The organism is Haloimpatiens massiliensis (assembly GCF_900184255.1).
Taxonomy (GTDB): Bacteria; Bacillota; Clostridia; order Clostridiales; family Clostridiaceae; genus Haloimpatiens; species Haloimpatiens massiliensis.
This window is the reverse complement of the sequence record NZ_LT854636.1, coordinates 180,179-206,377: the sequence shown is the minus strand read 5'-3', so window position 1 is coordinate 206,377 and position 26,199 is coordinate 180,179. Positions and strand designations below refer to the sequence as shown.

21 protein-coding genes are annotated in these 26,199 nt (G+C 31.5%); all 21 read left to right on the top strand.

Translation table 11 applies throughout. The features are described 5' to 3' along the window. Positions 1-29 precede the first annotated feature (29 nt). The 21 genes from C1715_RS02000 (at position 30) to C1715_RS01900 (ending at position 26,192) form a co-directional block, all read left to right on the top strand. Positions 30-1,586 (top strand): FGGY-family carbohydrate kinase, encoded by a 1,557-nt coding sequence (locus tag C1715_RS02000; protein WP_102399008.1) that lies wholly within the window; start codon positions 30-32, stop codon positions 1,584-1,586. After that, a complete protein-coding gene (locus C1715_RS01995) occupies positions 1,583-3,322 on the top strand; it encodes an FAD-binding oxidoreductase (protein ID WP_102399007.1) in 1,740 nt (579 codons plus the stop codon). The genes C1715_RS02000 and C1715_RS01995 overlap by 4 nt, the downstream gene beginning before the upstream one ends. 407 nt (positions 3,323-3,729) lie before the next feature. Further along, a complete protein-coding gene (locus C1715_RS01990) occupies positions 3,730-5,802 on the top strand; it encodes a methyl-accepting chemotaxis protein (RefSeq protein ID WP_102399006.1) in 2,073 nt (690 codons plus the stop codon). A 201-nt stretch (positions 5,803-6,003) separates the two neighbouring features. After that, on the top strand, positions 6,004-6,822 hold the full coding sequence (locus tag C1715_RS01985) for a MerR family transcriptional regulator (RefSeq protein WP_102399005.1): 819 nt from the start codon (positions 6,004-6,006) through the stop codon (positions 6,820-6,822). Positions 6,823-7,512: 690 nt separating this feature from the next. Beyond that, complete coding sequence (locus C1715_RS01980; RefSeq protein WP_102399004.1) at positions 7,513-8,046, top strand: flavodoxin domain-containing protein; 534 nt, start codon at positions 7,513-7,515, stop codon at positions 8,044-8,046. A gap of 132 nt (positions 8,047-8,178) precedes the next feature. Next, entirely contained in the window at positions 8,179-8,580 is a 402-nt protein-coding gene (locus C1715_RS01975) for a hypothetical protein (protein WP_102399003.1), read from the top strand. Positions 8,581-8,835: 255 nt separating this feature from the next. Further along, the gene (locus C1715_RS01970) at positions 8,836-9,543 is read left to right on the top strand and encodes a DUF969 domain-containing protein (protein WP_035292228.1); all 708 of its coding nucleotides are present in this window, start codon (positions 8,836-8,838) and stop codon (positions 9,541-9,543) included. Continuing rightward, the gene (locus C1715_RS01965; RefSeq protein WP_035292226.1) at positions 9,536-10,492 is read left to right on the top strand and encodes a DUF979 domain-containing protein; all 957 of its coding nucleotides are present in this window, start codon (positions 9,536-9,538) and stop codon (positions 10,490-10,492) included. Before C1715_RS01970 ends, C1715_RS01965 begins: the two co-directional genes overlap by 8 nt. A 72-nt stretch (positions 10,493-10,564) precedes the next feature. Beyond that, positions 10,565-11,209 carry a pyroglutamyl-peptidase I gene (gene pcp, locus C1715_RS01960; RefSeq protein WP_102399002.1) on the top strand — a complete coding sequence of 215 codons (645 nt, stop codon included), beginning with the start codon at positions 10,565-10,567 and terminating at the stop codon, positions 11,207-11,209. Beyond that, positions 11,203-11,664 carry a gamma-glutamylcyclotransferase family protein gene (locus C1715_RS01955; RefSeq protein WP_102399001.1) on the top strand — a complete coding sequence of 154 codons (462 nt, stop codon included), beginning with the start codon at positions 11,203-11,205 and terminating at the stop codon, positions 11,662-11,664. The genes pcp and C1715_RS01955 overlap by 7 nt, the downstream gene beginning before the upstream one ends. A 152-nt stretch (positions 11,665-11,816) precedes the next feature. After that, positions 11,817-12,500, top strand: a complete 684-nt coding sequence (locus tag C1715_RS01950; protein WP_102399000.1) for a Crp/Fnr family transcriptional regulator — start codon at positions 11,817-11,819, stop codon at positions 12,498-12,500. 393 nt (positions 12,501-12,893) lie between these two features. Beyond that, entirely contained in the window at positions 12,894-15,257 is a 2,364-nt protein-coding gene (locus C1715_RS01945) for a YhgE/Pip domain-containing protein (protein ID WP_102398999.1), read from the top strand. Between the two features lie 253 nt (positions 15,258-15,510). Next, a complete protein-coding gene (locus tag C1715_RS01940) occupies positions 15,511-17,430 on the top strand; it encodes an aconitate hydratase (protein ID WP_102398998.1) in 1,920 nt (639 codons plus the stop codon). A 57-nt stretch (positions 17,431-17,487) separates the two neighbouring features. Continuing rightward, positions 17,488-18,705 carry an NADP-dependent isocitrate dehydrogenase gene (locus tag C1715_RS01935; protein WP_102398997.1) on the top strand — a complete coding sequence of 406 codons (1,218 nt, stop codon included), beginning with the start codon at positions 17,488-17,490 and terminating at the stop codon, positions 18,703-18,705. A gap of 64 nt (positions 18,706-18,769) precedes the next feature. Continuing rightward, positions 18,770-19,069, top strand: a complete 300-nt coding sequence (citD, locus tag C1715_RS01930) for a citrate lyase acyl carrier protein (protein ID WP_102398996.1) — start codon at positions 18,770-18,772, stop codon at positions 19,067-19,069. After that, positions 19,069-19,968, top strand: a complete 900-nt coding sequence (gene citE, locus C1715_RS01925) for a citrate (pro-3S)-lyase subunit beta (RefSeq protein WP_102398995.1) — start codon at positions 19,069-19,071, stop codon at positions 19,966-19,968. The genes citD and citE overlap by 1 nt, the downstream gene beginning before the upstream one ends. Next, positions 19,958-21,490: a citrate lyase subunit alpha gene (citF, locus tag C1715_RS01920; RefSeq protein WP_102398994.1), complete on the top strand. Its 1,533-nt coding sequence runs from the start codon at positions 19,958-19,960 to the stop codon at positions 21,488-21,490. Before citE ends, citF begins: the two co-directional genes overlap by 11 nt. Before the next feature lie 431 nt (positions 21,491-21,921). Further along, positions 21,922-22,452 carry a citrate lyase holo-[acyl-carrier protein] synthase gene (gene citX, locus C1715_RS01915; RefSeq protein WP_180963960.1) on the top strand — a complete coding sequence of 177 codons (531 nt, stop codon included), beginning with the start codon at positions 21,922-21,924 and terminating at the stop codon, positions 22,450-22,452. After that, a complete protein-coding gene (locus tag C1715_RS01910) occupies positions 22,449-23,483 on the top strand; it encodes a homoserine dehydrogenase (RefSeq protein ID WP_102398992.1) in 1,035 nt (344 codons plus the stop codon). The genes citX and C1715_RS01910 overlap by 4 nt, the downstream gene beginning before the upstream one ends. 311 nt (positions 23,484-23,794) lie before the next feature. Then, positions 23,795-24,280 (top strand): NADH-quinone oxidoreductase subunit NuoE, encoded by a 486-nt coding sequence (nuoE, locus tag C1715_RS01905; protein WP_102398991.1) that lies wholly within the window; start codon positions 23,795-23,797, stop codon positions 24,278-24,280. Positions 24,281-24,296: 16 nt separating this feature from the next. Further along, positions 24,297-26,192 carry an NADH-quinone oxidoreductase subunit NuoF gene (locus C1715_RS01900; RefSeq protein ID WP_102398990.1) on the top strand — a complete coding sequence of 632 codons (1,896 nt, stop codon included), beginning with the start codon at positions 24,297-24,299 and terminating at the stop codon, positions 26,190-26,192. The last annotated feature ends 7 nt before the right edge of the window (positions 26,193-26,199 follow it).

The window sequence follows — 26,199 nt, the reverse complement described above, 5'->3', positions numbered from 1 at the left end:
AAAATATTAAGTGGAGAGAGGGGAGCATATTGGGCAATCCGTTGATATTAACCTTTGATTTAGGAACTCAGAGTATGAGGGGAATGCTTGTAAATCAAAAAGGTGAAATTATAAACTTAGTTCAGCATAAATATAAAGCCCCATATTTTTCAAATAAGCCTGGATGGGCAGAACAAAAACCTGAATTTTATTTTCAAACATTATGTAATATAGGTAAAGAACTTAAAAAAAAGAGCTCCAATGGATATGAGGATGTTATTGCAGTTACAATTACAACAATTCGTGATTCCTGTGTATGCCTTGATTCAGAGTATAAACCCTTAAGAGATGTTATACTTTGGCTGGATAGTAGAGAAACAAAGCATGTAAAACCTTTTAAGTGGTGGGTTAGTATGGCGCTTAAAGTGGCTAATATGGATTTGGTATTAAAAACTCAATATAAGGTTTCTTTTGCAAATTGGATTATGGAAAATGAACCAGAAATATGGAAAAAAACTAAAAAGTTCGTAATGTTACCAACATATCTGAATTATAAATTAACTGGAGAACTGAAGGATTGTGCAGCTAATATGATTGGACATATACCATTTGACTATAGAAATCGTAAATGGCTAAATAAAAATGATTTAAAAAGGTGTATGTGTGATATTCCAGAAGAAATGATGTGTGAACTTATTGATACAGGAGAAATTGTTGGCTACATTACAAAAGAAATCAGTGAGGCTTCAGATATTCCAGTAGGTCTTCCACTTATTTCAACGGGGTCAGATAAGGGCTGTGAAACATTAGGTTTATCTGTAATTAAAGAGGATCAGGCGGCTCTGTCTTTTGGAACAACGGCTATAGTTCAATTTGCTACTAAAAGATATTTTGAACCTAAAAGATTTCTTCCAGCTTATCCAGGAGTACCAAAGGATGTGTACAACCCTGAAATAGAAATATTTAGAGGATATTGGCTTATTTCTTGGTTTAAAAAAGAATTTGCTTTAAAAGAATGCGTGGAGGCAGAAAGACTAGGATGCTCTCCAGAAAGTATATTAAATGAACGATTACGTGAAATTCCAGTAGGTTGTGATGGATTAATGCTACAACCATTTTGGACCCCTGGTGTAGTGACACCAAATGCAAAGGGAGCCATTATTGGTTTTTCTGATGTACACACAAGAATTCATGTGTATAGAGCTATAATTGAAGGTATAGGATTTGCGCTGATGGATGGAATGTATAATATGGAAAGGCGCTCAGGTCAGAAAATAAAGGAAATTTTTGTGGCTGGAGGAGGTTCTCAGAGTGATGAGATATGTCAAATTACAGCCAATATGTTTGGATTGCCAGTAAAGAGAATACAAACTCATGAGGCATCAGGACTGGGTTCCTCTATTGCAGGATTTGTAGCCATGGGAGTATTTCATAATTATGAGGAAGCTATTAAGTCTATGGTTCATGAAAAAGATGTATTTGTTCCAAATATGGAAGAATACGAAGCTTATCAAAAATTGTATACGAATATTTACACACAAATATATAGTAAATTATTGCCGCTTTATAAAAAAATAAAAATATTAACAAGGAGAGAGGATAAATGAGCAAACCATATAAAGAATTTGAACCTAAATGGATAAAAGAACCAGCACCAAAGAATAGTTATCGCTCTATATTTCGCTGGGGAGATCCTAATTTCGTAAAATATCCAAAAGAATCACTATATAAGCTTATGAAAGAAAAGTTTAATATGACAGATGAAGATTTTAAACAGTATGATGGATACCTTGGTTTTGATGAGGTTAAGTTAGATAAGCCATGTGAGCTGGATAAGGTGCACATTGATGCTCTAAAAAAAATAGCTGGAGATGAATTTGTTACAATAGATGATTACAGTAGACTTTCAGTAGCTTACGGAAAAACTGGATATGATGCTCTAAGATTGAGAGAAAAAAGAGTGGATTGTGTTCCTGATGTTGTAGTTTATCCAGATACTACAGAACAAATTGAACAAATTGTAGCATATTGCACTAAACATAGTATTCCATTATATGTATATGGTGGTGGGAGTAGTGTTACAAGAGGTGTAGAACCCACAAAGGGGGGCATTTCTCTCGATATGAGATTACGTTATAACAAGGTACTATCCTTTAATGAAATAGATCAAACTATAACTGTGCAAACAGGTATGTCAGGTCCACAGCTAGAGGAGGCTCTACAAAATGCACCAAAATTATTTGGTGCCAAACGAGCTTATACTTGTGGGCACTTTCCACAATCATTTGAATATAGCAGTGTTGGAGGTTGGGTTGTTACAAGAGGCGCTGGTCAAAATAGTACCTATTATGGATGTATCACAGATATAGTAATGGGGCAAAAATATGCAACACCAATTGGAACTATTCAAACTAGTCATTATCCAAGAGAAGCTACAGGGCCTAATTTAAATCAGATAATGATGGGAGGCGAGGGCGCTTTTGGTATATTGACAGAGGTTACATTAAAAGTATTTCGCTGGATGCCAGAAAATCGCAGGAGATTCTCTTATATTTTTAAGAATTGGGAGATTGCTCAAGAGGCAGCAAGGGAAATGATGCAGTGTGAGGCAGGTTTTTCTTCTGTATTTAGACTTTCAGATCCAGAAGAAACTAGTTTAATGCTTCATCTCTATAATGTGGACGAAACTCCACTACAGCGTATTTTCGAAATTCGTGGTTATAAAGATATGGAAAGATGTTTGTTCTTAGGATTTACCGATGGAGAAAATGGATATTCTAAAAACGTAGCAAAAAACATTAAGAAAATAGCAAGAAGACATGGTGGAATGAGTTTAACTTCATATGTTACAAAGAGCTGGGAAAAAGGACGTTTTAATGATCCATATTTAAGGGACACTTTAATGGATTTTGGAATTATTACGGATACTTTAGAGTGCACTGTAAATTGGTCTAATATGGCACAGGTTCATAGAGATGTTAGAGAAGTGTGTCATAAGCTTCCAAACACTATAGTAACTACCCATATGTCACACTGCTATCCACAAGGTGCTAATTTATATTTTATTTTTATAACGAGAATGAATGAAGCTGAAAAATTTAAAGAATATCATAGTAGTATTTTAGATGCTATTCAAAAATCTGGTGCATCTATGAGTCACCATCATGGAATCGGTAAAATGTTTGCTCCTTGGCTGGAAGGGCAGATGGGAAGAAAAGAATTTGGTGTATTTAAGGCACTAAAAAATTACTTTGACCCTGATTATAACATGAATCCAGGAGGAACCATAGGACTTGACTTAAAGGAAGAGGAAAAACGTTTCTTAAAAGAGGGAATTGATTAGAATAATAAAAACCGTCTGCATATTTTAGCAGACGGTTTTTACGTAATGCATGTAAAATAAGATTTATATAAAAATTTTTTATATTTAAAATTTGATAATTTATAATATGATTAAACCACAAAAAAGTACAATGGTATGGAATTATGAAATTTCTCCTCCATGACTTGCATAAAAGCTCGGAACAATAAATTTAATTTAAACAGTTCCTTGGCTTCTTATGCAATTCATTCTAGAGAAATTTCATAATTCAGGTAATGTAATGCTTATTGTGGGATAATCATAATATTTTTTATACCATATTTCTAAAATTATTGTAATTAATTAAATAAATATAAATTAATGTGTAAAAATTACGATAAATTAGTATATAATTAGGGAAAGTATAAAAAAAAAGGAGCAACTGGGAAATGAAAAAAAAATACAGTATAAAAAATAAACTTATACTTTCTTTTGTGTCTTTGATTTTAGTATGTTTAGTTTTACTAGGTTTTATAGTGTACACTAAAGTATATAATCAAACAAAAGAAGACTATGTACAATCTATAGAAAAGCAAATCACACAAGTGGATAGTAGCTTTAATAATTATATTATAGCTTTTGAAGAAAATATAAATATGTTTTCTAAAGAGCTAAATAAGTTAGAGAATCAGGTAACTTCATACATTGCTAAGAAATCTAAAGCAGATGAGATACCAATGACTCCTCTCGAAAATGGAAGTTTTGAAGCTTCTTTATATGGAAAGTTTGAAAATTTCACAAAAACTCATGATGGAATAGAGACTGTATCCATATCTTCAGAAAGTAATGGTGGATATATGCAGTATCCAGCAATTTCAAGAAAGAAGGGATATGATCCTAGAACAAGAGATTGGTACAATGAAGCAAAAAATAATAAAGATAAGATTTCTTTTACAGATGTTTATAAAACTTCATCTGGTTCTATGGTAATGTCTGTTTTAGCTCAAGTAAAAGATACAAATTCAAATTTAAAAGGGGTTATAACATTTGATATAAATTTAAAAAAATTGTCTCAAATGAGTAAAAAAACAAAAATAGGTGAAAATGGTTATCTTGTTGTAACAGACGAAAAGGGAACAATAATAGCTAGTGGTAATGATCAAGGACTTATTTCTAAAAGCATAAAAGAACTTAAAGTAGAACAGCTAAATGATTTATCAAAATATAAAAATAATAACTTTAGTGCAAAAATGAATGATGGAAAAGAATATTTTATAAATGTCCAAAAATCTTCTAATGAAAAATTAGGATGGTATTATATAGCTTTTGTAGAAAAGAGTGAACTTACAAAAACTGCAAATAACATAGGGATTATGACATTAATTTTCACCATTATATTTTCTATAATTGCAGTATTAGTATGTATATTTATAGCTAATAAAATATCGAAACCTATTAAATACGCAGCAGACCATATAAAAGAAGTGGGAAAAGGTGATTTTACCATTCCAATAGAAAAAAAATATTTTAAATCGCAGGATGAAGTGGGAGATATTATAAAATCATTAGATAAAATGCAAAGTTCAATAAAATCTATGTTAAGCAAAGTTAAGAAAAGTTCTGAGGTAGTTGAGGAAGAGGAAGAAAAATTATTAGCTGCTTCAGAAGAAATGACAGGTTCCTCAAGTGAAGTTTCAAGGGCAATACACGATGTAGCAGAAGGAATTTCAAATCAAGCTGGGGACCTTGTGAAAGCTACGGCTACCATATCAAGTTTTGGTGAAAAGCTTGATATAGTAGTAAATGAGTTATCAGCAATAAGTGAAAATTCTGTAGGAATAAACTTAATGGCTAATGATAGCAATAAAAAGATGGAACATATGATAGTATCAGTAAAAAATATTGGAGAGTTTTTTAGAAGCTTTTTAAATGTAATATCGAAACTTGATAACAATGTAGAACAGATAGGTGAGATGACTAGTTTAATAAATAGTATTTCAGAGCAAACTAATCTTTTAGCTCTAAATGCAGCAATTGAAGCTGCAAGAGCAGGAGAATCAGGAAAAGGATTTGCTGTGGTAGCAGATGAAATAAGAAAGCTTGCAGAAAGAAGCAAGGAATCTTCTGAAAGTATAAATAAATTAGTAGATAATATAGATAAAGATAAGCAAGAAATTATAGATAATACTGGAAAAATGAAGGAAGAACTGGATGAGCAATCTAAAACCATAGAGGATACAATTGGAGTATTTAAAAACATAATAGAGTCTATTGAGGATATTGTTCCTAAAATACAAAATGTCAATAGTTCAGCATATTCTATAAATGAAGAGAAGGAAGAAGTTTTATCTAAAATGGAAGGTAGCTCAGCTATTTCAGAAGAAATATCTGCATCTTCAGAAGAAATAAGTGCATCTTCAGAGGAAATGCATAATTGTTCAAAGAAGGTAGCTTTGTCTGGTGAGAAACTAAGTGAAATGACAAAGGAAATGAATGAAGAAGTAAATAAATTTAAAATATAAATAAAAAATATGCTAAAATAAAAGCAAATTTAATATTTTGTTTTATTGATGGTACTTGTCAAAAAAGTTGGCATGAAGGCCTAGTTAAAATCTAAGCTTTCATGTTTTTTTTATAATATATTATTATTTGTTGACTCTCACATTATGGTATACTCTATACTGTAATTGAGCTCAAAAACACATATATGTGAGGTAATATAAATGTTAAGAATAGGTGATTTTTCAAAATTATCAAGAATTAGCATACGAATGCTGCGCCATTATGATGAGATTGGTTTGCTTATCCCCGAAAGTATAGATGATTTTACAGGTTATAGGTATTATAGTGAGGCGCAACTGCCTCTTGCAGGGCGTATCAACGCACTGAAAGATATGGGGTTTAGTCTGGCATCTGTTTCTGAAATACTGAAGAGCTATGATAATCCAGAGGCTCTAAAGAAATATTTATTGTTTAAGAAGACAGAAGTTCGAGAACAGGCGGAGGAAACCAATAGGCGTTTAATACTCATTGAAACTGCTATTAAAAGACTTGGAAAGGGTGATAAGGTTATGAATTATAATGTAACTTTAAAAGAATTGACAGAAAGATATGTGGCAAGTGTACGTAAAATAATTCCTTCTTACGAACAGGAGGGTATGCTATGGCATACATTAGTGACAGAAACTATGCCACTTAATATTAAGGATGGAGAACCTTGCTATACACTTGCTATTTTCCATGATGGAGAATACAAGGAAAAGGATGTGGATGTAGAGGTTCAGAAATCTGTAAAGGGAAAATATAAAAACACAAAAAATGTAGTGTTTAAAACAATGCCTCCTGTTCAAATTGCATCAGCTACTTATAAAGGTAGTTATGATAAAATTGGTGAAGTTAATCAGGTAGTTGCAAATTGGGTAAGTGATAATGGTTATGAGTTTAATGGTTTAGCCTTTAATATCTATCATGTAAGTCCTCATGAAACACAAAATCCTGAAGAATGGGTAACAGAAGTATGTTATCCTGTAAGAAAGAAATAAAACGGAATAACAAAAGTCGTCTGCTAAAATATGCAGGCGGTTTTTGCTTGTATAAGTAAAACAGGATTTACGCAAAATTGATAGTTTTCATTTTTTGACATAAAAATACCTACCTCTCTAACAGTGCATTAAAAATGCACATAATAAAATTCGCACAACAATAAAGCTTGCTATTATATTGAGATTCATAAAAATTTATGAGCTATGCTTTGTAATTTTAGTGTAGTATAATTTAGATATGATGTTATATAATAGGGTTATTATGTTTTAAATAAAATGCTTTTTTACATATTATGTTGAAAGTTTTACCAAGCTTTTAGATGACATATAAATAATAGAATGATTATCCCACAATAAGTATTACATTACTTGAATTATGAAATTTCTCTGGAATGACTTGCATAAGGAGCGAAAGCACTGTTTAAATTTAATTTTAGAAATTCTTCTTTTAGACAGATAAAATTATCGTAAGCCTGGCAAAGACGCCAGGCTAGCGAACCTGAGGCAGGACGCTGAATGTGAGCGTTAGATAATTTTATATGGCTAAAAGATTAGAATTTCTTAAATTAAATTTATTGTTCCGAGCTTCTATGCAAGTCATGGAAGAGAAATTTCATAATTCCATTACATTGTACCTTATTGTGGGTTAATCATAGAATAAGAATTTGTATAATTTTGGGGGCGAAGTATATGAATAATAAAATAGTAGTAATATACAAATCAAAATATGGCAGTAGTAAAAAATATGCTCAGTGGATAGCCGAGGAGGTAAAGGGAGACTTATTTGATGCTTCAGAAATAAAGGTAGAAATGTTAAAGGAATATGACACTATTGTTTACGGTGGAGGACTTTATGCTAGTGGCATTTCAGGTATATCACTTATAACTAAAAACTTTGATATTATAAAGGATAAAAAAATAATAGTTTACACAGTGGGACTTGCTTCTACGGATAAAAAAGAAGTTTTCGCCCCAATTATAGAAAAGAATTTCCCTAAAGAAATTATAGATAATATAAAGTTTTTTCATTTTCGCGGTGGAATAGATTACAAAAAGCTAAGCTTAGTACACAAAGCTATGATGGCAATGCTAAAAAAAGTAGTATCTAAAAAACCTGAAGATAAGTTAACAGATGATGATAAAGAGTTATTAGCTACCTATGGAGATAAAGTTGATTTTACAGATAGAAGTGCAATAGTGACTCTAGTTAATTATATATTGTAGAAAGTAATAATAAAGTTTGTGTTAATGAACTAAAAAAGGTTTCCAAAGGTTACGAAATCATCTCTACAGGAGTGACAAGTACCAATGAAGTAAATAGTGCTATAGGTAGTTTAGTAAAGGAGAGATGGGGAAATGTTTAAAAAAGTAATTAGTGCTTTACTATTATTAATTATGGTACTGTCCTTTGTAGGGTGTTCAACCTCTGAGAAAAAGAAAGCTAGCGAAACTAAAGGAACAAACAGCAAGGGAAAATATGAATATGTGGTAAAAGTAAGTTACAACAATGAAAAAGTTAAAGAATATAAAATTGGTGATATTAAGAAATTACCTGCAGAATCAGTAGAGATGGAAGGAAAAGAAGAAAGCGGTTCATTAGTATCTACCATATTAAAAGATTGTAAAGTGGGGGAGTTTTCAAAAATAACTTTTAAGGGCATTGATGGGACAAATGCAACATTAAAAAAAGAGGATATTGAAAATGAAATTCCATATACTTCACATAATAGTTCTCTTTGTATAGAATTAAGATGCTAGTATAAATAAGAGTTCTATTTGCTGAATATACTATGTGCAGATAAGACTCTTATTTATGTAAAAATTTATTTTTCGCATCTAATCATTCACAAGGTTAGTTAAATAGAGTCCACAGGTAATGGACAAAAATAAATTATTGTGTTCGAAAATTCAGATTATTTCAAAAAATGTAGTCTAGGCTACATTTTTTTATTTTTCGTTTTGTTATAATTTTTATAATAAATATATTAAAAATCAGAAGGAGGAGGGAAATAAATGATAAAGTTAATAGGAATTTTAATTATTGTAATAGGTTTTATAATCAAATTGGATACTTTGGCAGTAGTTGTTATTGCCGGTATTGCCACAGGCCTTGTTTCTGGAATGTCCTTCAATGATATAATGAAAATTTTGGGAGAGGCTTTTGTAACTAATAGATATATGTCATTATTTATTATTTCACTTCCAGTTATAGGTCTATTAGAAAGATATGGTTTGAAGGAAAGAGCTGCATATCTCATAGGAAAGATAAAGACAGCTACAGTTGGAAAACTTACTTCTATATATCTTATAATAAGAACAATTTCAGCTGTTTTTAGTTTAAGAATAGGTGGACATGTTCAATTTATAAGACCTTTAATACTTCCAATGGCTCAAGGTGCTGCTGAAAATCGATATGAAGATTTTGATGAAGAAGGAAAAGAAGTGGTTAAGGGATTAGAAGGATCAGTTGAGAATTATGGAAACTTTTTTGGTCAGAATGGTTTTGTGGCATCTGGTGGAGTACTATTGATTGTTGGGGTACTTAAGGAATTGAATTATAAGGTAGAAGCTATTGATGTGGCAAAGGCTTCCTTACCAATTGCTGTAATAATAATGATAGTGGGAACAATTCAATTCTTATATTATGATAAAAAGTTTGACAAGAAATATAAAAAGAAAGCTAAACAAAATACAGAGTCAGGAGGGGATATAAATGCTTAAAGCATCTTTAACTGAAATAATGTATGTTTTGTGTGGCATGGTATGTTTTTATACAAGTTATATGACTTTAAAAGATAAAGAGAATAATTCTAAGATATCTACAGCTCTGTTCTGGCTTATACTTGGATTTATATTCACTTTCAGCAAAATAGGATTAATATGGGGAAATGAGAAGATAGGAGTAAACCCTACTATAATAGGATATTTAATTTTAGTACTTTGTGCATTGTCAGCACTTAAAGTTGTTAAGCCTGGAAAGTATCAACAGTCAACTCAAGAATTTAAAGATAAAATGGCTAATAAAATAGGTAATGCTATATTTATACCAGCAGTAGCTTTAGCACTAATTACTTTTTTGGTAGCACAACTATTTAAAGAATCTTTAGGTTCCCTAGTAGCTTTGGGAATAGGTACATTATTGGCTACTATACTTGCAATAGTAATAACAAAAGGAAAACCAAAAGAAATGGTGGAAGATGGAAGAAGATTATTCCAAATGGTTGGTCCTGTTAATATTTTACCGCAACTTCTTGCAGCATTAGGTTCAGTTTTTGCTAGTGCAGGGGTTGGAAAGGTAATTGCTGATGGCATAAGTGGAATTATACCACAAGGAAATATACTTGCAGGAGTAGTGGCTTATTGCGTAGGCATGGCACTATTTACTATGATAATGGGTAATGGATTTGCAGCTTTTGCAGTTATTACTGCGGGGGTAGGAGTTCCTTTTGTTATAGCTCAGGGAGGAAACCCTGTTGTAGTTTCCGCTTTGGGGTTAACAGCAGGATTCTGTGGAACTCTTTTGACACCAATGGCAGCTAATTTTAATATAGTTCCAACAGCTATTTTAGAAATTAAAGATAGGAAATATGGAGTTATAAAATATCAAGCCCCAGTGGCTATATTAATGTTAATTATACACATATTACTTATGTATTTTTGGGCATTTTAATATAGAGTTTATAAGATTTTTAGGATTAATATTGAAATAAATTTTACGTCGTTATGTTAGGAGAGAATGAAGATGAAAAAAGTATTGGTTACAGGATTTGATCCCTTTGGAGGAGAAAGCATAAATCCAGCTCTTGAAGCTGTTAAAAAACTCCCAGAAGAAATAAACGGAGCTAAGATTGTTAAAGTAGAGATTCCTACAGTATTTAAAAAATCTGTAAGAAAGCTTGCAGAAGCTATAAAAGCAGAACAACCTGATATGGTGGTATGTGTAGGACAAGCAGGGGGAAGATACGATATTACTATAGAAAGAGTTGCAATAAATATGGATGATGCTAGGATACCAGATAATGAAGGAAATAGTATCATAGATGAAAAAATATTTAATGATGGAGAAAATGCATATTTTGCAAGCATTCCAATAAAAGCTATGGTTAAAAAGATACAGGAAGGTGGTATTCCAGCTTCAGTTTCTAATACTGCAGGAACTTTTGTATGTAATCACATAATGTATGGACTTTTATACCATTTAGATAAAGAATTTAAGAATACTATTGGAGGATTTATACATGTTCCATTTATACCAGAACAAGTAGTAGACAAGAGAAATATGCCTTCTATGGCGTTGGAAAGTATAACTAAAGGATTAAAGTTAGCTATAGAAGCAGCTATTGAAACTAAAGAAGATATTAAAGAGACTGGTGGTAAAGTATGTTAGAAACTAAAGTTAATATGGAAGTTGAAGAAGTAAAGAATGTATTTGTTTATGGAAGTTTAATGAATAATTTTTTTAACTATGAAAGATATCTAAGAGATATAATATTAGATAGAAAAAAAGCTAGAGTTAAAGGTAAACTTTATCATTTAGCAAAACGAGGATATCCAGCTTTAGTAGATGGAAAAGATTTTGTATACGGTGAGCTTATAAGTTTTAAAAATTTTAAGGAAAACCTTAAAATATTAGATAAAATGGAGGGATATATAAGGGAAAACGATTCTAGCAACGAATACAATAGAATATTAACGGATGTAGAAGTTTTGGAAGGTGAATCAGCGAGGATTCAAAAAGCCTATGTGTATAAGTATAATGATAAAAATAATAAAATAGATAAAAATGATATATATGTGCATCATGGAGATTGGAGAAAATTTATGATACAATATATTAGTTAATTTTATCTAGTACATTTCTTATTTAAAATTTATAGAGTAGAGTGAAGAGTATTGTAGTATTTTGTTGCTACAATGCTCTTCACTTTTTAAATTCCTTTTGATATAATAAGCAAAATATAAAAAATAAAAATTCATTAAATTGGGTGATAGAAATGTATGAAGAATTATTTGATTGTGAAAAACAGCAAGAAATGAGAAATTTTTTCTTGAATGATTTTAGTAATTATGGGGAAAAAAGAAGTTTTCGCAAAAATGAGCAAATAATAATTAGGGAAAAGAGGTTTATAGCTGTAGTTACTAATGGTAGCGTGAAAAGAAGTTTTTATAATAGTAATGGAGATGAAAAATATCTTTATTATTTAAAACCGGGAGAAATCTTTGGAGAGGAAGAGTATTTTGAAGGTGTAGCTGATTGTTTTATAAATACAGCTATACAAAACACTGACATATCTATAATTCACTCAAGAGAAGTAGAAAAACTTTTAGATTTTAATGCTGACATATATAGATTCATAATTCATAGCTTAGTTAGGAAGTATAGAATATCAATGACTCAAATGGTAAATATATGTTTTAATGATTCTACACAAAAGGTAGCAGATACTTTAATAAGATTATGGACTCAGTCAAAAGAAATAGGAACTAATAATGAAAAAATAGTAATAAATTTAACTCACCAAGATATTGCAGATATAATAGGATGTTCAAGAATTACAGTTACCAGAACTCTGAAGAAGTTTAAACAAGAAAACATAATAATTTCAGAAAATAGGAGTATAGTAATAAAGGATATAAATAGATTAAAAATGTATTTAACTAATAATTGTAATAAATAAAATGAGTATATTAATTTATAATAATAATTTAATATAAAATGAGCTTTATCTGACGAATATATCATATGTAGATAAGGCTCTTATTTTATATTAAATTATTAATTTTTTGTTAAAAAGAAACACATAAGCTAGTATTTGAATAAGAAGAGATGGAAATTTGTGAAAAAGATTACAGACGCATAATTACACCATTTAATGGATATTAAAAGGCATAAAAAGACTAATTAAAATCCATGGAGGATAATTACATAATAAATATATATAGTAATTGAATAAAGGATTTTCAATAAATGTATATGTTTTAGGAATGAAATTTTTTTAAAAAAATGATTTAATTATATTTGACTTTTAGTCATATATAATTAAACTTTACAGGATAAAGGAGAAAAACAAATGAAGATAGGTAATAAGGAGATAAGTAAAAAAACTACATATACTGTAATAGCTATATCTATCATAGCTATAATGTTTGTGCCAATGCTTTATTCAGCTATTTACTTAAAGGCATTTTGGGATCCGTATGGTAACTTGCAAAAAGTACCTGTTGCTTTTGTAAATTTGGATAAACCTGTCACAAAAGATGGAAAAAGATACAATATAGGTGAGGAAGTATTAGATAATCTTAAGGAAAATAAAAAGGTGAAATGGCAATTTGTAAATTATGATGAAGCTAATAAAGGTGTAAATGGAACAAAGTATTATGCTATGATTATTATACCAGAGGATTTTTCTAAAAAGGTGGCTGATGCAGCTAATGGAAAGTTTCAGAAGCCAGAAATAATTTATAGCCCTAATAAAGGGACTAATTTCATATTTTCACAAGTTTCTTCTAAAGCAGCTGACACTATAAAAAGTGAAATAGCTTCAAATTTAGCTAAGGAAACTACCAGGGAATTATCTAATAATCTTTATGAAGTAAAAGATTCTATAAAAGAGGCTAGTGACGGTTCAGGAAAATTAAAAGATGGGCTTTTAGAACTTAATGATGGAGGAAATAAATTACTAGATGGGCAAAATGGAGTTATAGATGGATTAAAGCAGTTCAAAGGCAAATTGTCTCAATCAGATACAAGGATTGCTGAACTTATAAGTGGTGCCCAAGCTGTAAATAGTGGAGCAAAACAGGTTAGTGAGGGATTAGGTGCGTTAAATGGTAAGATGCCACAATTGACTGATGGTGTTAATAAGCTCAATGGAGGCTTATTAGAATTAAATACTAATATACCACAGATAAACAATGGAGCAATAGAAATAAGCAATGGATTATCTGAGCTAAACAAGCAGATGCCAAATTTACAATATGGATCTAAAAAATTGAATGATGGAATTAAGAGCGTAAAGTATAAAGTATCAGAAGACAGCGATGGTATTTCTAAAAAATTAAATTATGCTGGTGATGGTGTTGAAGCTGTTAGTAAAAATATAAATAAAGCTTATGATTTAATAGCACAGGCTCAACAGGATATGGCAAATGGGAATATGGATGTAGCTAAAGCAAAAATAGCTGGATCCAAAGCTATTTTAGCTGGAATTAAAAGTAAAGATATAAGCACTAATATAGCAAAACCGTTAAAAGAAAATGCAGATGCATTAAAACCTTTAGTTGGGGTTTTAGGGCAGTTAGAAGAAGGCTCAACTTCAATGTTAGTAGGTACAAATAAAGTTGGCGATGCAGTTGATCAACTTTCAATAGGAGCTGCTAAGTTGTCTAAGGGAGTTAGACAAGTATCCTGGGCTTTAAATGAACTTTCAAATGGATCTAATGAAGTTTTAGCTGGACAAAAGAAAGCAACAGAAGCTGTAAACAATATTTTTGATGGATCAGTACAAGTTACAGATGGAACAAATAAAGTAGCTATGGGTAATATACAGTTAGCTAAAGGAATAGATGAAAAACAAAAGCAAGGTATAGATGGAGTCAATCAGCTTTTAGATGGAAGTAATAAATTAAAGGATGGAACCTCTGCTTTAAGCAGCGGATTAAAAGAGGCAAGCCATGGAAGTAAAGAATTAAATGAGGGTTTAAGTGAAGGCTATGATAAGATGAATACAAAACTAAAATTTACTCCAGAGAATATGAGTGAGTTTATATCAGAACCATTAACTGTTGATGAAAAGCCAGTTAATGATGTTAAGTATTATGGAGAAGGATTAGCACCATACTTTATGTCACTTTCATTGTGGTTAGGAGCTATGTTTGTGAATATTATAATAACTCTAGCGAAGTTTTCAGAAGTTCTTAAGAATAAATTATTAAGAAGTTTTACAGGAAAAGCTATTATAGGTTCATTAATGGTAGCCATTCAAGCAATAATTTTAAGTATAACACTTACTAAGGGTTTAGGAATGCATTCAATAAATAACGCATATTTTTATATAAATAATATATTTATTGCTATTGTATTCTTTATGATTATGTATGGATTATCTTATGCTATAGGAGGAGTAGCAACTCCTATAATATTTGTAGCATTACTTTTACAATTATCATCTTGTGCAGGTACTTTCCCGATAGAAACAGCACCTAAATTCTATGAGTTTATAGGAAGATGGTTACCAATGACATATTCAGTTAAAATGATGAGAATGATAGTATCTGGTATGAATAAAGTTTTATTTGAAGAAAATGTAATTGCTATGATTAAATTTGTTTGTGTATTTGTTATTTTCGGTTTTTTTACGGGAACTATAATAAAGAAGATAAAAAATAACCATAAAGAGGATATTGAAGATACACAAGAGGTTCAGGTAGCTTAATGTTTTTATATTTATGAATATATTCACGGTATTTTTATTAGTGCAATTAGTTCACTATTTAGAAAAGGATAAATGCCCCACAAGTGATAATTTTAAAAATTATCACTTGTGGGGCATTATTATTTTTTATCATAAGTTTCAATAATTCATGTATAAGTGAAATTATGATTAATATATATGATATTGACTAGGGGATATTAAAGTAATATAATGTTAAAAAATGGTAATTTAAAAGAGTAGGGGGAGTTTACAAATGTCAGGAACTATTGCAGAAAAGATATTGAAGGCTCATATTATAGAAGGAAAAGCGGCAGTAGGGGAGGAGGTAGCTTTAAAAATCGATCATACCTTAACTCAAGATGCTACAGGAACTATGGCGTATTTACAGTTTGAAGCAATTGGAATAGAAAGGGTTAGAACAGAATTAAGTGTAAGTTTTGTAGATCATAACATGTTACAGACAGACTTTAGAAATGCAGATGATCACAATTATTTAAAGTCTGTTGCACAAAAATATGGTATTTATTTTTCTAGACCTGGGAATGGTATCTGTCATCAACTTTTCTTAGAAAGATTTGCTTGTCCAGGGAAAACTTTAATTGGCTCTGATAGTCACACACCTACTGCAGGAGGCATAGGAGCATTAGCTATAGGTGCAGGAGGCATGGACGTTGCCGCTGCCATGGCAGGAGAAGTTTTTAGAATAAAATATCCTAAAATTGTAGGAGTTAGATTAACTGGAAAACTTCCTAAGTGGGTTTCTGCAAAAGATGTAATCTTAGAACTCCTAAGACGTGTGGACGTAAAAGGGGGAGTGGGGAAGGTATTTGAATATTTTGGAGATGGTGTGAAAAATTTAAGTGTGCCTGATAGGGCTACAATTACTAATATGGGAACAGAAACAGGATGTACTACTAGCATTTTCCCAAGTGATGAAGTTACAAGAAGGTTTTTAAAAGCACAAGGAAGAGAAGAACAATGGACTGAAATTATAGCGGATAAAGATGCTCAATACGATGAAATAATAGAAATAGATTTAGAGAAAGTAGAGCCTATGGTTGCATTGCCACATAGCCCGGGAAATGTTAAGAAAGTATCTGAAGTGGCTGGCATAAAAGTAGATCAAGTAAATATAGGATCTTGTACTAATTCATCATTAAGAGATCTTTTAATTGTTGCAAAAGTGCTTAAGGATAAAACAATCTCTGATAAGCTTCATTTAAGCATTAGTCCTGGTTCAAGGCAAGTGGTAGAGCATTTGATTGAAAGTAATGATATGAAATATTTAGTTAAAGCAGGTGCAAGAGTATTAGAAAATGCATGTGGACCTTGTATTGGAATGGGATGTGCACCATGTTCTGAAGGAGTAACTGTGAGAACTTTTAATAGAAACTTTAAAGGCAGAAGTGGAACAAAAGATGCAAAAGCTTATTTAACAAGTCCTGAAACTGCTGTTGCTACAGCTTTAACTGGTGTTTTAACTGATCCACGAACCTTGGGAGAATATCCAAAAATTGAAATGCCAAGTAAATTTGAAGTTAATGATAATATGATAGTTAAGCCAGTGTCTATTGAAGAGTCAAAGAATATAAATGTGGTGTATGGTCCTAATATTAAGCCTTTACCTGACTTTTACCCTCTTCCTGATATGTTAAATGGGAAGGTACTTATAAAGTTAGAAGATAATATAACCACTGATGATATTATGCCTGCAGGAGCTAAAATACTACCGTTACGTAGTAATGTACCTGAAATATCAAAGCATGTTTTTGAGTCTAAAGATAGTGATTTTTATAATAGAGCTCTTGAAAATAATGGTGGATTTATTATAGCTGGTGATAATTATGGACAGGGTTCTAGTAGGGAACATGCGGCATTGGCTCCAAAATATTTAGGAGTTAAGGCAGTTATTGTAAAATCATTTGCTCGTATTCATATGGCTAATTTAATTAATTTTGGAATTGTACCTTTAACATTCAAAAATCCTGAGGATTATAAGAAAGTTGAAGCTGGGGATGAATTGAAGGTTACCATTGGAGATTTAACAGGAGAAGTAGTATTAGAAAATATTACAAAGAATATAGATATTCCATTGACACATACTCTTTCAAAATTAGATGCACACATTTTAAAACTAGGAGGAAAATTGCCTTGGATTAAAAGTAAAATTTAATAAATAATTATCTGTATTCAATAATTAAGTAATTTCATTAGAGGAGGATTAATAAATATGTTAAGTGAAAAAATCCAAATGAAAGTTCCTTTAGTAGAGATGAATGGAGATGAAATGACTCGTGTTTTATGGAAGATGATTAAGGATATACTTATTTCTCCATATGTAAATTTAAAGACTCAGTGTTACGATCTTCAAATTAAAAAAAGAGATGAAACAGATGATAAAATTACTATTGAGGCTGCTGAGGCAATTAAAAAGTACGGTGTAGGTGTAAAATGTGCAACTATTACTCCAAATGCGGCTAGGGTGGAGGAATATAAATTAAAGAAGATGTGGAAAAGTCCTAACGGTACAATTAGATCTATTTTAGATGGAACTGTTTTTAGGGAACCTATAATAGTTAATACTATTCATCCTTATGTAAGTACATGGAAAAAACCTATTGTAATCGCTAGACATGCATATGGTGATATCTATAAAAATGTAGAATATAAAGTTGAAGAACCGGGAAAGGCTGAAATGGTGTTCACTAATAGTGAAGGAAAGGAAATTTCCAGACAAACTATTCATGAGTTCAAGGGAAACGGAGTTTTAATGGCGATGCATAATGTGAATAAGTCTATTGAAAGCTTTGCAAGGGCTTGTTTTAATTATGCACTGGATAAGAAAATAGATCTTTGGTTCTCTACTAAGGATACTATTTCTAAGACGTATGATGCTAACTTTAAGGCTATATTTGATAGGATATATGAGACTACTTATAAAGAAAGATTTAAGAAAGCTGGTATAGTTTATTTTTATACTTTAATTGATGATGTAGTTGCCCGTATAGTAAAATCTCAGGGTGGTATGCTTTGGGCATGTAAAAATTATGATGGAGATGTTATGTCTGATTTAGTGGCTACTGCTTTTGGAAGCTTGGCTATGATGAAATCTGTATTAGTGTCACCAGATGGATATTTTGAATATGAGGCTGCTCATGGCACAGTACAGAAACATTATTATAAATACCTAAAGGGAGAGAAGACTTCTACTAACCCTATGGCTACTATTTTTGCATGGACTGGAGCACTTAGAAAACGTGGAGAACTTGATGAAATAGAGGAACTTGTAGCTTTTTCAGACAAACTAGAAAGGGCTTGTATTGAAACTATTGATAAAGGAATCATAACCAAGGATTTAGCGCTGCTTTCAGAAACAACTGATAAAAATATTGTAAATTCTGAAGAATGGCTACATTTAGCAGCAAAGCAACTTGAAAGTTTGTTGTAGAGAATATTTGGAATTTTCAGAGTTAGGTCATTGAGATATAGTATATTAATGGAAGGTGAAAGTTATGAAAATTATAAAAGAATCGTTAGTTGGAACTTTAGAATCAAGTGATATCCAAATAATGATTTTGCCAAATAAAGATTCAGGAATAGAAATACAATTAAAAAGTAATGTAGAAAAGCAATTTGGCAAACAAATTAGAAAAGTTATAATGGAAACATTAGAAAAGTTAGAGGTAAAAAATGCTAAAGTAATAGCTACAGATAGAGGAGCCTTAGATTGCACAATAAAGGCTAGGTTACAGTGTGCAGTTTATAGAGCATGTGGCATTGAAGGAAATTATGATTGGGAGGTGCTTGACTAATGGAACGCTTAAGAAGGACTATGATGTTTGTTCCAGGAAGTAACCCCGGAATGATTAGGGATGCAGCTATATATGGAGCGGATTCCTTAATGTTTGATTTGGAAGATGCAGTTGCTATAAATCAGAAAGACGCAGCTAGATTAGTAGTTTATAATGCCATAAAAACTTTAGATTATGGTGATACAGAAATTGTTGTAAGAATAAATGGTTTAGATAGTCCTTTTGGAAGAGATGATATAGAAGCAGTGGTTAGAGCTGGGGTAGATGTAATTAGACTTCCGAAGACTGAGAGAAAAGAAGATATAGAGAAGGTAGAAGCTGTTATAGAGGAAGTGGAAAGAAAAATAGGTAGAGAAGTGGGAAGCACTAAGATGATGGCAGCAGTTGAAAGTGCCATTGGAGTAATAAATGCTTATTCTATTGCCACTTCAAGTTCAAGGCTTATTGGGATAGCACTAGGTGCTGAAGATTATGTAACTAGCATGAAAACTAAAAGGTATCCAGATGGTATGGAATTGTTAGGGGCAAGAACACAAATTGTTATGGCTGCAAGAGCTGCTGGAATATATGCTTTAGATACTGTTTATTCAGATGTAGATAATGAAGAAGGGCTTAGAAGAGAAGTACAATTAATTAAGCAGCTTGGCTTTGATGGAAAGTCCGTTATAAATCCAAGACAAATTAAGCCAGTTCATGAAATTTATTCACCTAAAGCTAAAGAAATAAATAAATCAGCAGATATAGTAAGGGCAGCTAGAGAAGCAGAAAAGCAAGGCTTAGGAGTTATCTCATTAAATGGAAAGATGATTGATAAACCTATTATTGATAGAGCAGAGAGAGTACTACAGCTAGCAGAAGCTGTAGGATTATACAAGGAGGTCATGGAAGATGAAAAATAGTATAGGAAGAGAAATTCCAGATGAAATTCTTAAAGGCAATAGGCTTTATGCGGGAGCTTTTTCCATGGACCAACAGGTAGTAAAAGTAGGGCATAAGATTAAACCAGTTAAACCTTGTGAAAATAAAATAGTAAATAGTATTAAGGAAGCTATTCTCAAGTGTGGCTTAAAAGATGGGATGACTATTTCATTTCACCATCATTTTAGAGCAGGAGATTATGTACTAAATATGGTAATGGATGCTATAGCTAGCCTTGGAATTAAGAATTTAACATTAGTACCTAGCTCTCTTACAAATATTCATAGTCCACTAGTAGAGCATATTAAAAATGGTGTAATTACAAAAATTTCAACCAGCGGTTTAAGAGGTAGATTGGCAGAAGAGATATCTAATGGATTGATGGAAGAGCCTGTAATTATAAGGTCTCATGGCGGAAGAGTCCGTGCTATTGAAGCAGGTGATATTAAAATAGATGTAGCATTTTTAGGTGCTTCTTCCTGTGATGAATATGGCAATGCCAGTGGCTCAAGGGGAAAAGCTAATTGTGGATCCTTGGGATATTCCAAAATAGATGCACTATATGCAGATAAAGTAGTTATAATAACAGATTGCTTAGTGGATTTCCCTAATATGCCTGCAAGTATTTTGCAGCATAATGTAGATTATGTAGTTAAGGTAGATAGTATAGGTGATCCAGAAGGAATAGCTTCTGGTGCTACAAGATACACTAAAAATCCAAAGGAACTATTAATTGCAGAATATTGTAGTAAAGTTATAACGGAATCTGGATATTTTCAAGATGGTTTTTCATTTCAAACTGGAACAGGGGGAGCATCTTTAGCCGTAAGTAGATTTTTAAGAAATGAAATGATAGAAAGAGGAATTAAAGCAAGCTTCGCATTAGGTGGAATAACTAAACCAATGGTAGAAATGTTAGAAGAAGGGTTAATTAAAAATATTTTTGATGTACAGGGATTTGATTTAACTGCTGTAAATTCCATAGATAAAAATCCAATGCATCATGAAATAGATTCCTCTTTTTATGCAAATCCACATAATAAAGGATGTATTGCAAATAAATTAGATATAGTTGTTTTATCGGCTTTAGAGATAGATACAGATTTTAATGTAAATGTTATGACTGGTTCTGATGGAGTTTTAAGAGGAGCTTCTGGAGGACATTCGGATACAGCAGCCTGTGCAAAAATAACTATTATAGTAACTCCTACAATTAGAGGAAGAATACCATGTATAGTGGATTCTGTAAATACAGTTATTACACCAGGTGAAAGTATTGATGTGCTTGTTACTGAATTTGGTATTGCTGTAAATCCAAGAAGAAAAGATTTGATACAAAAATTTAAGGATATAAGTATACCTATGTTTACCATTGAACAGTTAAAGGAGAAAGCCCAAAATATCGTAGGCGTTCCTGAAAAAATTCAATATGATGATAAAGTAGTTGCAATTGTGGAGTATAGGGATGGAAGTATTATTGATGTAGTAAGAAAAGTAAAGTAGGAAAATAGTAAAAAACTATAATTAAGTCTGTAATTCTCAGATCTTAATATACAAAAATATATTATTATGATTAACCCACAATAAGGTACAATGTGGTAGAATTATGAAATTTCTCCTCCATGACTTGCATAAAAGCTCGGAACAATAAATTTAAACAGTTCCTTCGCTTCTTATGCAAGTCATTCCAGAGAAATTTCATAATTCAAGTAATATAATGCTTTTTGTGGGTTAATCATTATTATAGGTTATTGGTGTTTAGGTACTAGTTCAAGAAAATATAATTATTTGGCATATTACTACTAGTACTTACACCTGCTATCTATATATAGTATTTAAATATTTAGTGGTTCTAGTTGGTTAATATTCTAGAACTAATTTGAGAAGCAATGAACGGGGAGAAAGTACTGGAGATTTGTAGTAGGAGGAATATTATGAACATGCATTTTCAAGGTGAAGAGCAATCCTTACATGATGTCTTAAAATGTAGAGATATGAGGGTACAGTATCAACAATATTTGTTAAATAAATACCAAAATACAGTTATATCTTATAAATTAAATATACCTGGAGCTGTAAAGTATAACTTGCTTATAAAAAAAGTATTTGATGAAGGACTACAGATTTTTAAAGATAAATTAAATGAGATTTCAGTGGTGATTTTAGAGGAAAAGATTTTGTATAAAAATAGTGGACCAGAATATTTTGGAGTATTTAATATGTCACCATACTTAATAAAAAAAATAACCATTGATATTGAAGATACACATGCTTTAGGAAGGTTGTATGATTTCGATGTTTTAAGTGGAGAAAGAGAACAAATTTCTAGGCAGGAGCTGGGTAAAGAGCAAAGAAAATGTTTATTATGTGGCAGTAATGCATTTGAGTGTGGAAGAGCTAGACGGCACACAGTGGAAGAGTTAATAGTTAAGATAAGATCTATGGTGGAGGATTATTTTATATGAGAATTGCTGTAATTGGGTATGGAGGAGTAGGTAAGGCTTTTACTCAATTGATTAATGAGAAAAAGGAATATCTGTATAGAGAAGGGCTGGAAATACAAATAAATTACATAATTAATAGCAGTGGTGGAGTATACGATAATAAAGGTATTAATTGTACAGAGCTTATGGAGTTTTTAAAATCAGAAAAAGATATTACAAAATATAAAAAAGGAGGAAGTAAGGAAATTTCTTTTGATACTATTCTCCAAAATAATGATATAGATATGGCTATAGAAGTCACATCTACCAATAAAAAAACAGGAGAGCCTGGAATGACACATATTAGAAGATGTTTAGAAAATGGCATACATGTGGTCACTGCTAATAAAGGACCAATCCTTTTAGCTTATAAAAAATTAAAGGGTTTAGCCATAAATAATGATGTACAATTAGGAGTTGGGTGTACAACAGGTGGAGCGTTGCCTGCTATCAATGGAGGGATGATTGATTTGGCTGGGGCTGAAATTCTTTCCATTGAAGGAGTTCTTAATGGAACAACTAATTTTATTATTAATGAGATGGAGCATAAGTCAGTAACTTATTTAGAAGCTTTGAAAAAGGCTCAAGAATTAGGTATTGCAGAAGCTGATGCCAGCTTAGATGTGGAAGGATGGGATACTGCTTCTAAATTATTAATTCTTACCAATATATTGATGAATGAAGAGAAAAAATTAAAAGATATTATTGTAGAGGGAATAACAGAAATTACAAAAGAACAAATTATAAAGTGTATACAAGAAGGAAGAAAATATAAACTCTTAGGTAGAACTGTAAAAGAAAATGGAAGAATTAATATGGAAGTAAGACTTGAAAAATTAGATAGTACACACCCATTGTATAATGTAGATGGAAAGAATAAAGGAGTTACATATAAGACAGACGTTTTAGGAGACTTAACAATTATAGGGGGAGCATCTGGTGTGGTTTCTGCTGCAGCTTCTATTTTAAGAGATATTATAAATATTAATAAAGGGTATGAATTTTTTAGATGACCTATGTATGTAGGAAGTAAATAAAGGATTATTTATAAAAAAGTTTAGTGCTAAAATATAATATTAGAATATGATAGGTCTAATTGTAGTGTTATGGCTTTAGAGGAGAACATATCAAAATTGACAATATATTTTTAATATTATAAAATATTGTTATAATATTAGGATTTATGGGTAAAAATTAATACACCGCACATCTTAGTAGGTTAATAATACTTGCTACAAAATTAATAAAAGATAAAATAGACAGCATTTTATGGTGCTGTCTATTTTAAGATGATATTAAATCATATTAGATGGGGAGGCTATTTATGGAATTTGAATTTGATTTAGAAAAGAATGAAGAAAAGATTAGAGAGTTTAAAATTTTTATTAAGGAAAGTGAAAATAAAAAAGGAGCTTTGATGCCAGTATTACAAAAGGCACAAGGATTATTTGGATATTTGCCTGAAGAAGTTTTAGAGATAATATCTAAAGAATTACATATTCCATTATCAGAGATATATGGCGTAGCTACTTTTTATTCGCAATTTTCTCTTATACCTAAAGGAAAATATAAAATTGGAGTTTGTTTAGGAACAGCTTGTTATGTAAAAGGCTCACAAAAGATACTTGAAAGGGTTATGGAAGAATTGGGTATTGGAGTAGGTGAAACTACACCAGATATGAAGTTTTCTATAACAGGAAGTAGATGTATTGGAGCCTGTGGATTGGCACCAGTTTTATCCATAAATGATGATGTATACGGCAGAGTAAAGCCAGAAGATGTAAAGGATATATTAGATAAATATAGATAATATGGGGGTGGGGTAGATGATAACAATAGATGAATTAAAAGATATAAAAGAAAAAACTTTAAGTAGAATAAAACTTCGTCAATTAGAAGTAGGTAAAGAATTTATTGATGAAACTCACGGTTTTAAAAAGCACCATATATTAGTTTGTGGTGGTACAGGTTGCCACTCATCTAAAGGAGAAAAAATAAAGGAACTACTAGAGGAAAAGATAAAAGAAAAAGGAATAGGTGAAGATGTACAAGTAGTACTTACAGGATGCCTAGGCTTATGTAAATCAGGACCTAATGTAGTAGTTTATCCTGAGGGAGTATTTTATAGCCATGTTGAATTATCAGATGTAGAAGAAATTGTCGAGGAACATATAATAAAGGGCAATATAGTAAGAAGAAGACTATTTAAAGAGTCACATGTAGACGATAAAATTAAACCTATTAGTTCAGTTAATTTTTATAAAAAGCAAACTAGAGTTGCGCTTAGAAACTGTGGAATTATAGCTCCAGGGGATATTGAAGAATACATAGCACTTGATGGATATTCGGCATTAGCAAAAGTTATAACGGAAATGACTCAGGAAGAAGTAATAAATGAAATGAAGGATTCCAATCTACGTGGAAGAGGTGGTGCTGGATTTCCAACAGGTAGAAAATGGCATGCAGCTTATAAATATCAAGCGGATCAGAAGTATATAATTTGCAATGCAGACGAAGGAGATCCAGGGGCATTTATGGACAGGTCTATATTGGAAGGAGATCCTCATTCTATATTAGAAGCAATGGCCATAGCAGGATATGCAGTAGGTGCAGATCAAGGATTTATTTATGTTAGAGCAGAATATCCAATAGCAGTACAAAGATTAGAAGTAGCAATAAAACAAGCTAAAGAATATGGATTATTAGGTAAAAATATATTTGGTACAGAGTTTAATTTTGATATAGAGCTTAGACTAGGTGCAGGAGCGTTTGTATGTGGAGAGGGTACAGCTCTTATGGAGTCTATTGAAGGAAGAAGGGGTATGCCGAGACCTAAGATTAATAGAACTGCTCATAAGGGTTTATGGCAAAAACCAACAATAATAAATAATGTAGAGACTTTTGCAAATGTACCTGTAATATTTCAAAAAGGTGCAGAATGGTTTAGGAGCATTGGTACAGAAAAATCTCCTGGAACTAAAGTATTTGCATTAGGTGGAAAAATTGAAAATACAGGATTGGTTGAAATACCAATGGGAACCACACTTAGAGAAATTATATTTGACATAGGTGGAGGAATACCTAATGGTAAGAAATTTAAAGCTGTACAGACTGGTGGACCATCAGGTGGATGTATACCAGAGGATTATCTAGATACGCCAGTGGATTATGAATCTTTAGGAAAGTTAGGTTCTATTATGGGTTCAGGTGGAATGATTGTAATGGATGAGACAAACTGTATGGTGGATATTGCAAGATTTTTCCTTGATTTTTCAGTAGAAGAATCCTGCGGAAAATGTGTCCCATGTAGGGAAGGCACAAAGAGAATGCTTGAAATACTAGAAAGAATAACTAAAGGAAAAGGTGAAGAGGGAGATATAGAAAGGTTAGAAAATCTTTCTGATATTATGACTTCTGCATCTCTTTGTGGGCTTGGGCAATCTGCTTCTAATCCGGTAATCACTACATTAAAATATTTTAAAGATGAATATGAAGCGCACATAAAAGATAAAAAATGTCCAGCTGGTTCATGTTCTGATCTTTTAGAATACTACATTGGAGAAAACTGTGTAGGATGTGGTAAATGTGCAAGATCATGTCCTGTTGGTTGTATAGAAGGAAATATAAAAGAAAGACATGTAATTGATACTTCAAAGTGCATAAAATGTGGAACTTGTATGGAAGCATGTCCATTAAAACCAAAAGCAGTGGTTAAAAGGTAGAGAAGGA

Bases quoted from the DNA above. Each gene is read 5' to 3' on its own strand.
- citD (WP_102398996.1), top strand. From the start codon at position 18,770: ATGAAAATTATAAAAGAATCGTTAGTTGGAACTTTAGAATCAAGTGAT.
- C1715_RS01980 (WP_102399004.1), top strand. From the start codon at position 7,513: ATGAATAATAAAATAGTAGTAATATACAAATCAAAATATGGCAGTAGT.
- C1715_RS01950 (WP_102399000.1), top strand. From the start codon at position 11,817: ATGTATGAAGAATTATTTGATTGTGAAAAACAGCAAGAAATGAGAAAT.
- C1715_RS01900 (WP_102398990.1), top strand. From the start codon at position 24,297: ATGATAACAATAGATGAATTAAAAGATATAAAAGAAAAAACTTTAAGT.
- C1715_RS01945 (WP_102398999.1), top strand. From the start codon at position 12,894: ATGAAGATAGGTAATAAGGAGATAAGTAAAAAAACTACATATACTGTA.
- C1715_RS01975 (WP_102399003.1), top strand. From the start codon at position 8,179: ATGTTTAAAAAAGTAATTAGTGCTTTACTATTATTAATTATGGTACTG.
- citF (WP_102398994.1), top strand. From the start codon at position 19,958: ATGAAAAATAGTATAGGAAGAGAAATTCCAGATGAAATTCTTAAAGGC.
- C1715_RS01935 (WP_102398997.1), top strand. From the start codon at position 17,488: ATGTTAAGTGAAAAAATCCAAATGAAAGTTCCTTTAGTAGAGATGAAT.
- C1715_RS01990 (WP_102399006.1), top strand. From the start codon at position 3,730: ATGAAAAAAAAATACAGTATAAAAAATAAACTTATACTTTCTTTTGTG.
- nuoE (WP_102398991.1), top strand. From the start codon at position 23,795: ATGGAATTTGAATTTGATTTAGAAAAGAATGAAGAAAAGATTAGAGAG.
- pcp (WP_102399002.1), top strand. From the start codon at position 10,565: ATGAAAAAAGTATTGGTTACAGGATTTGATCCCTTTGGAGGAGAAAGC.
- C1715_RS01970 (WP_035292228.1), top strand. From the start codon at position 8,836: ATGATAAAGTTAATAGGAATTTTAATTATTGTAATAGGTTTTATAATC.
- C1715_RS01955 (WP_102399001.1), top strand. From the start codon at position 11,203: ATGTTAGAAACTAAAGTTAATATGGAAGTTGAAGAAGTAAAGAATGTA.
- C1715_RS01985 (WP_102399005.1), top strand. From the start codon at position 6,004: ATGTTAAGAATAGGTGATTTTTCAAAATTATCAAGAATTAGCATACGA.
- C1715_RS01940 (WP_102398998.1), top strand. From the start codon at position 15,511: ATGTCAGGAACTATTGCAGAAAAGATATTGAAGGCTCATATTATAGAA.
- C1715_RS01995 (WP_102399007.1), top strand. From the start codon at position 1,583: ATGAGCAAACCATATAAAGAATTTGAACCTAAATGGATAAAAGAACCA.
- citE (WP_102398995.1), top strand. From the start codon at position 19,069: ATGGAACGCTTAAGAAGGACTATGATGTTTGTTCCAGGAAGTAACCCC.
- citX (WP_180963960.1), top strand. From the start codon at position 21,922: ATGAACATGCATTTTCAAGGTGAAGAGCAATCCTTACATGATGTCTTA.
- C1715_RS01910 (WP_102398992.1), top strand. From the start codon at position 22,449: ATGAGAATTGCTGTAATTGGGTATGGAGGAGTAGGTAAGGCTTTTACT.
- C1715_RS01965 (WP_035292226.1), top strand. From the start codon at position 9,536: ATGCTTAAAGCATCTTTAACTGAAATAATGTATGTTTTGTGTGGCATG.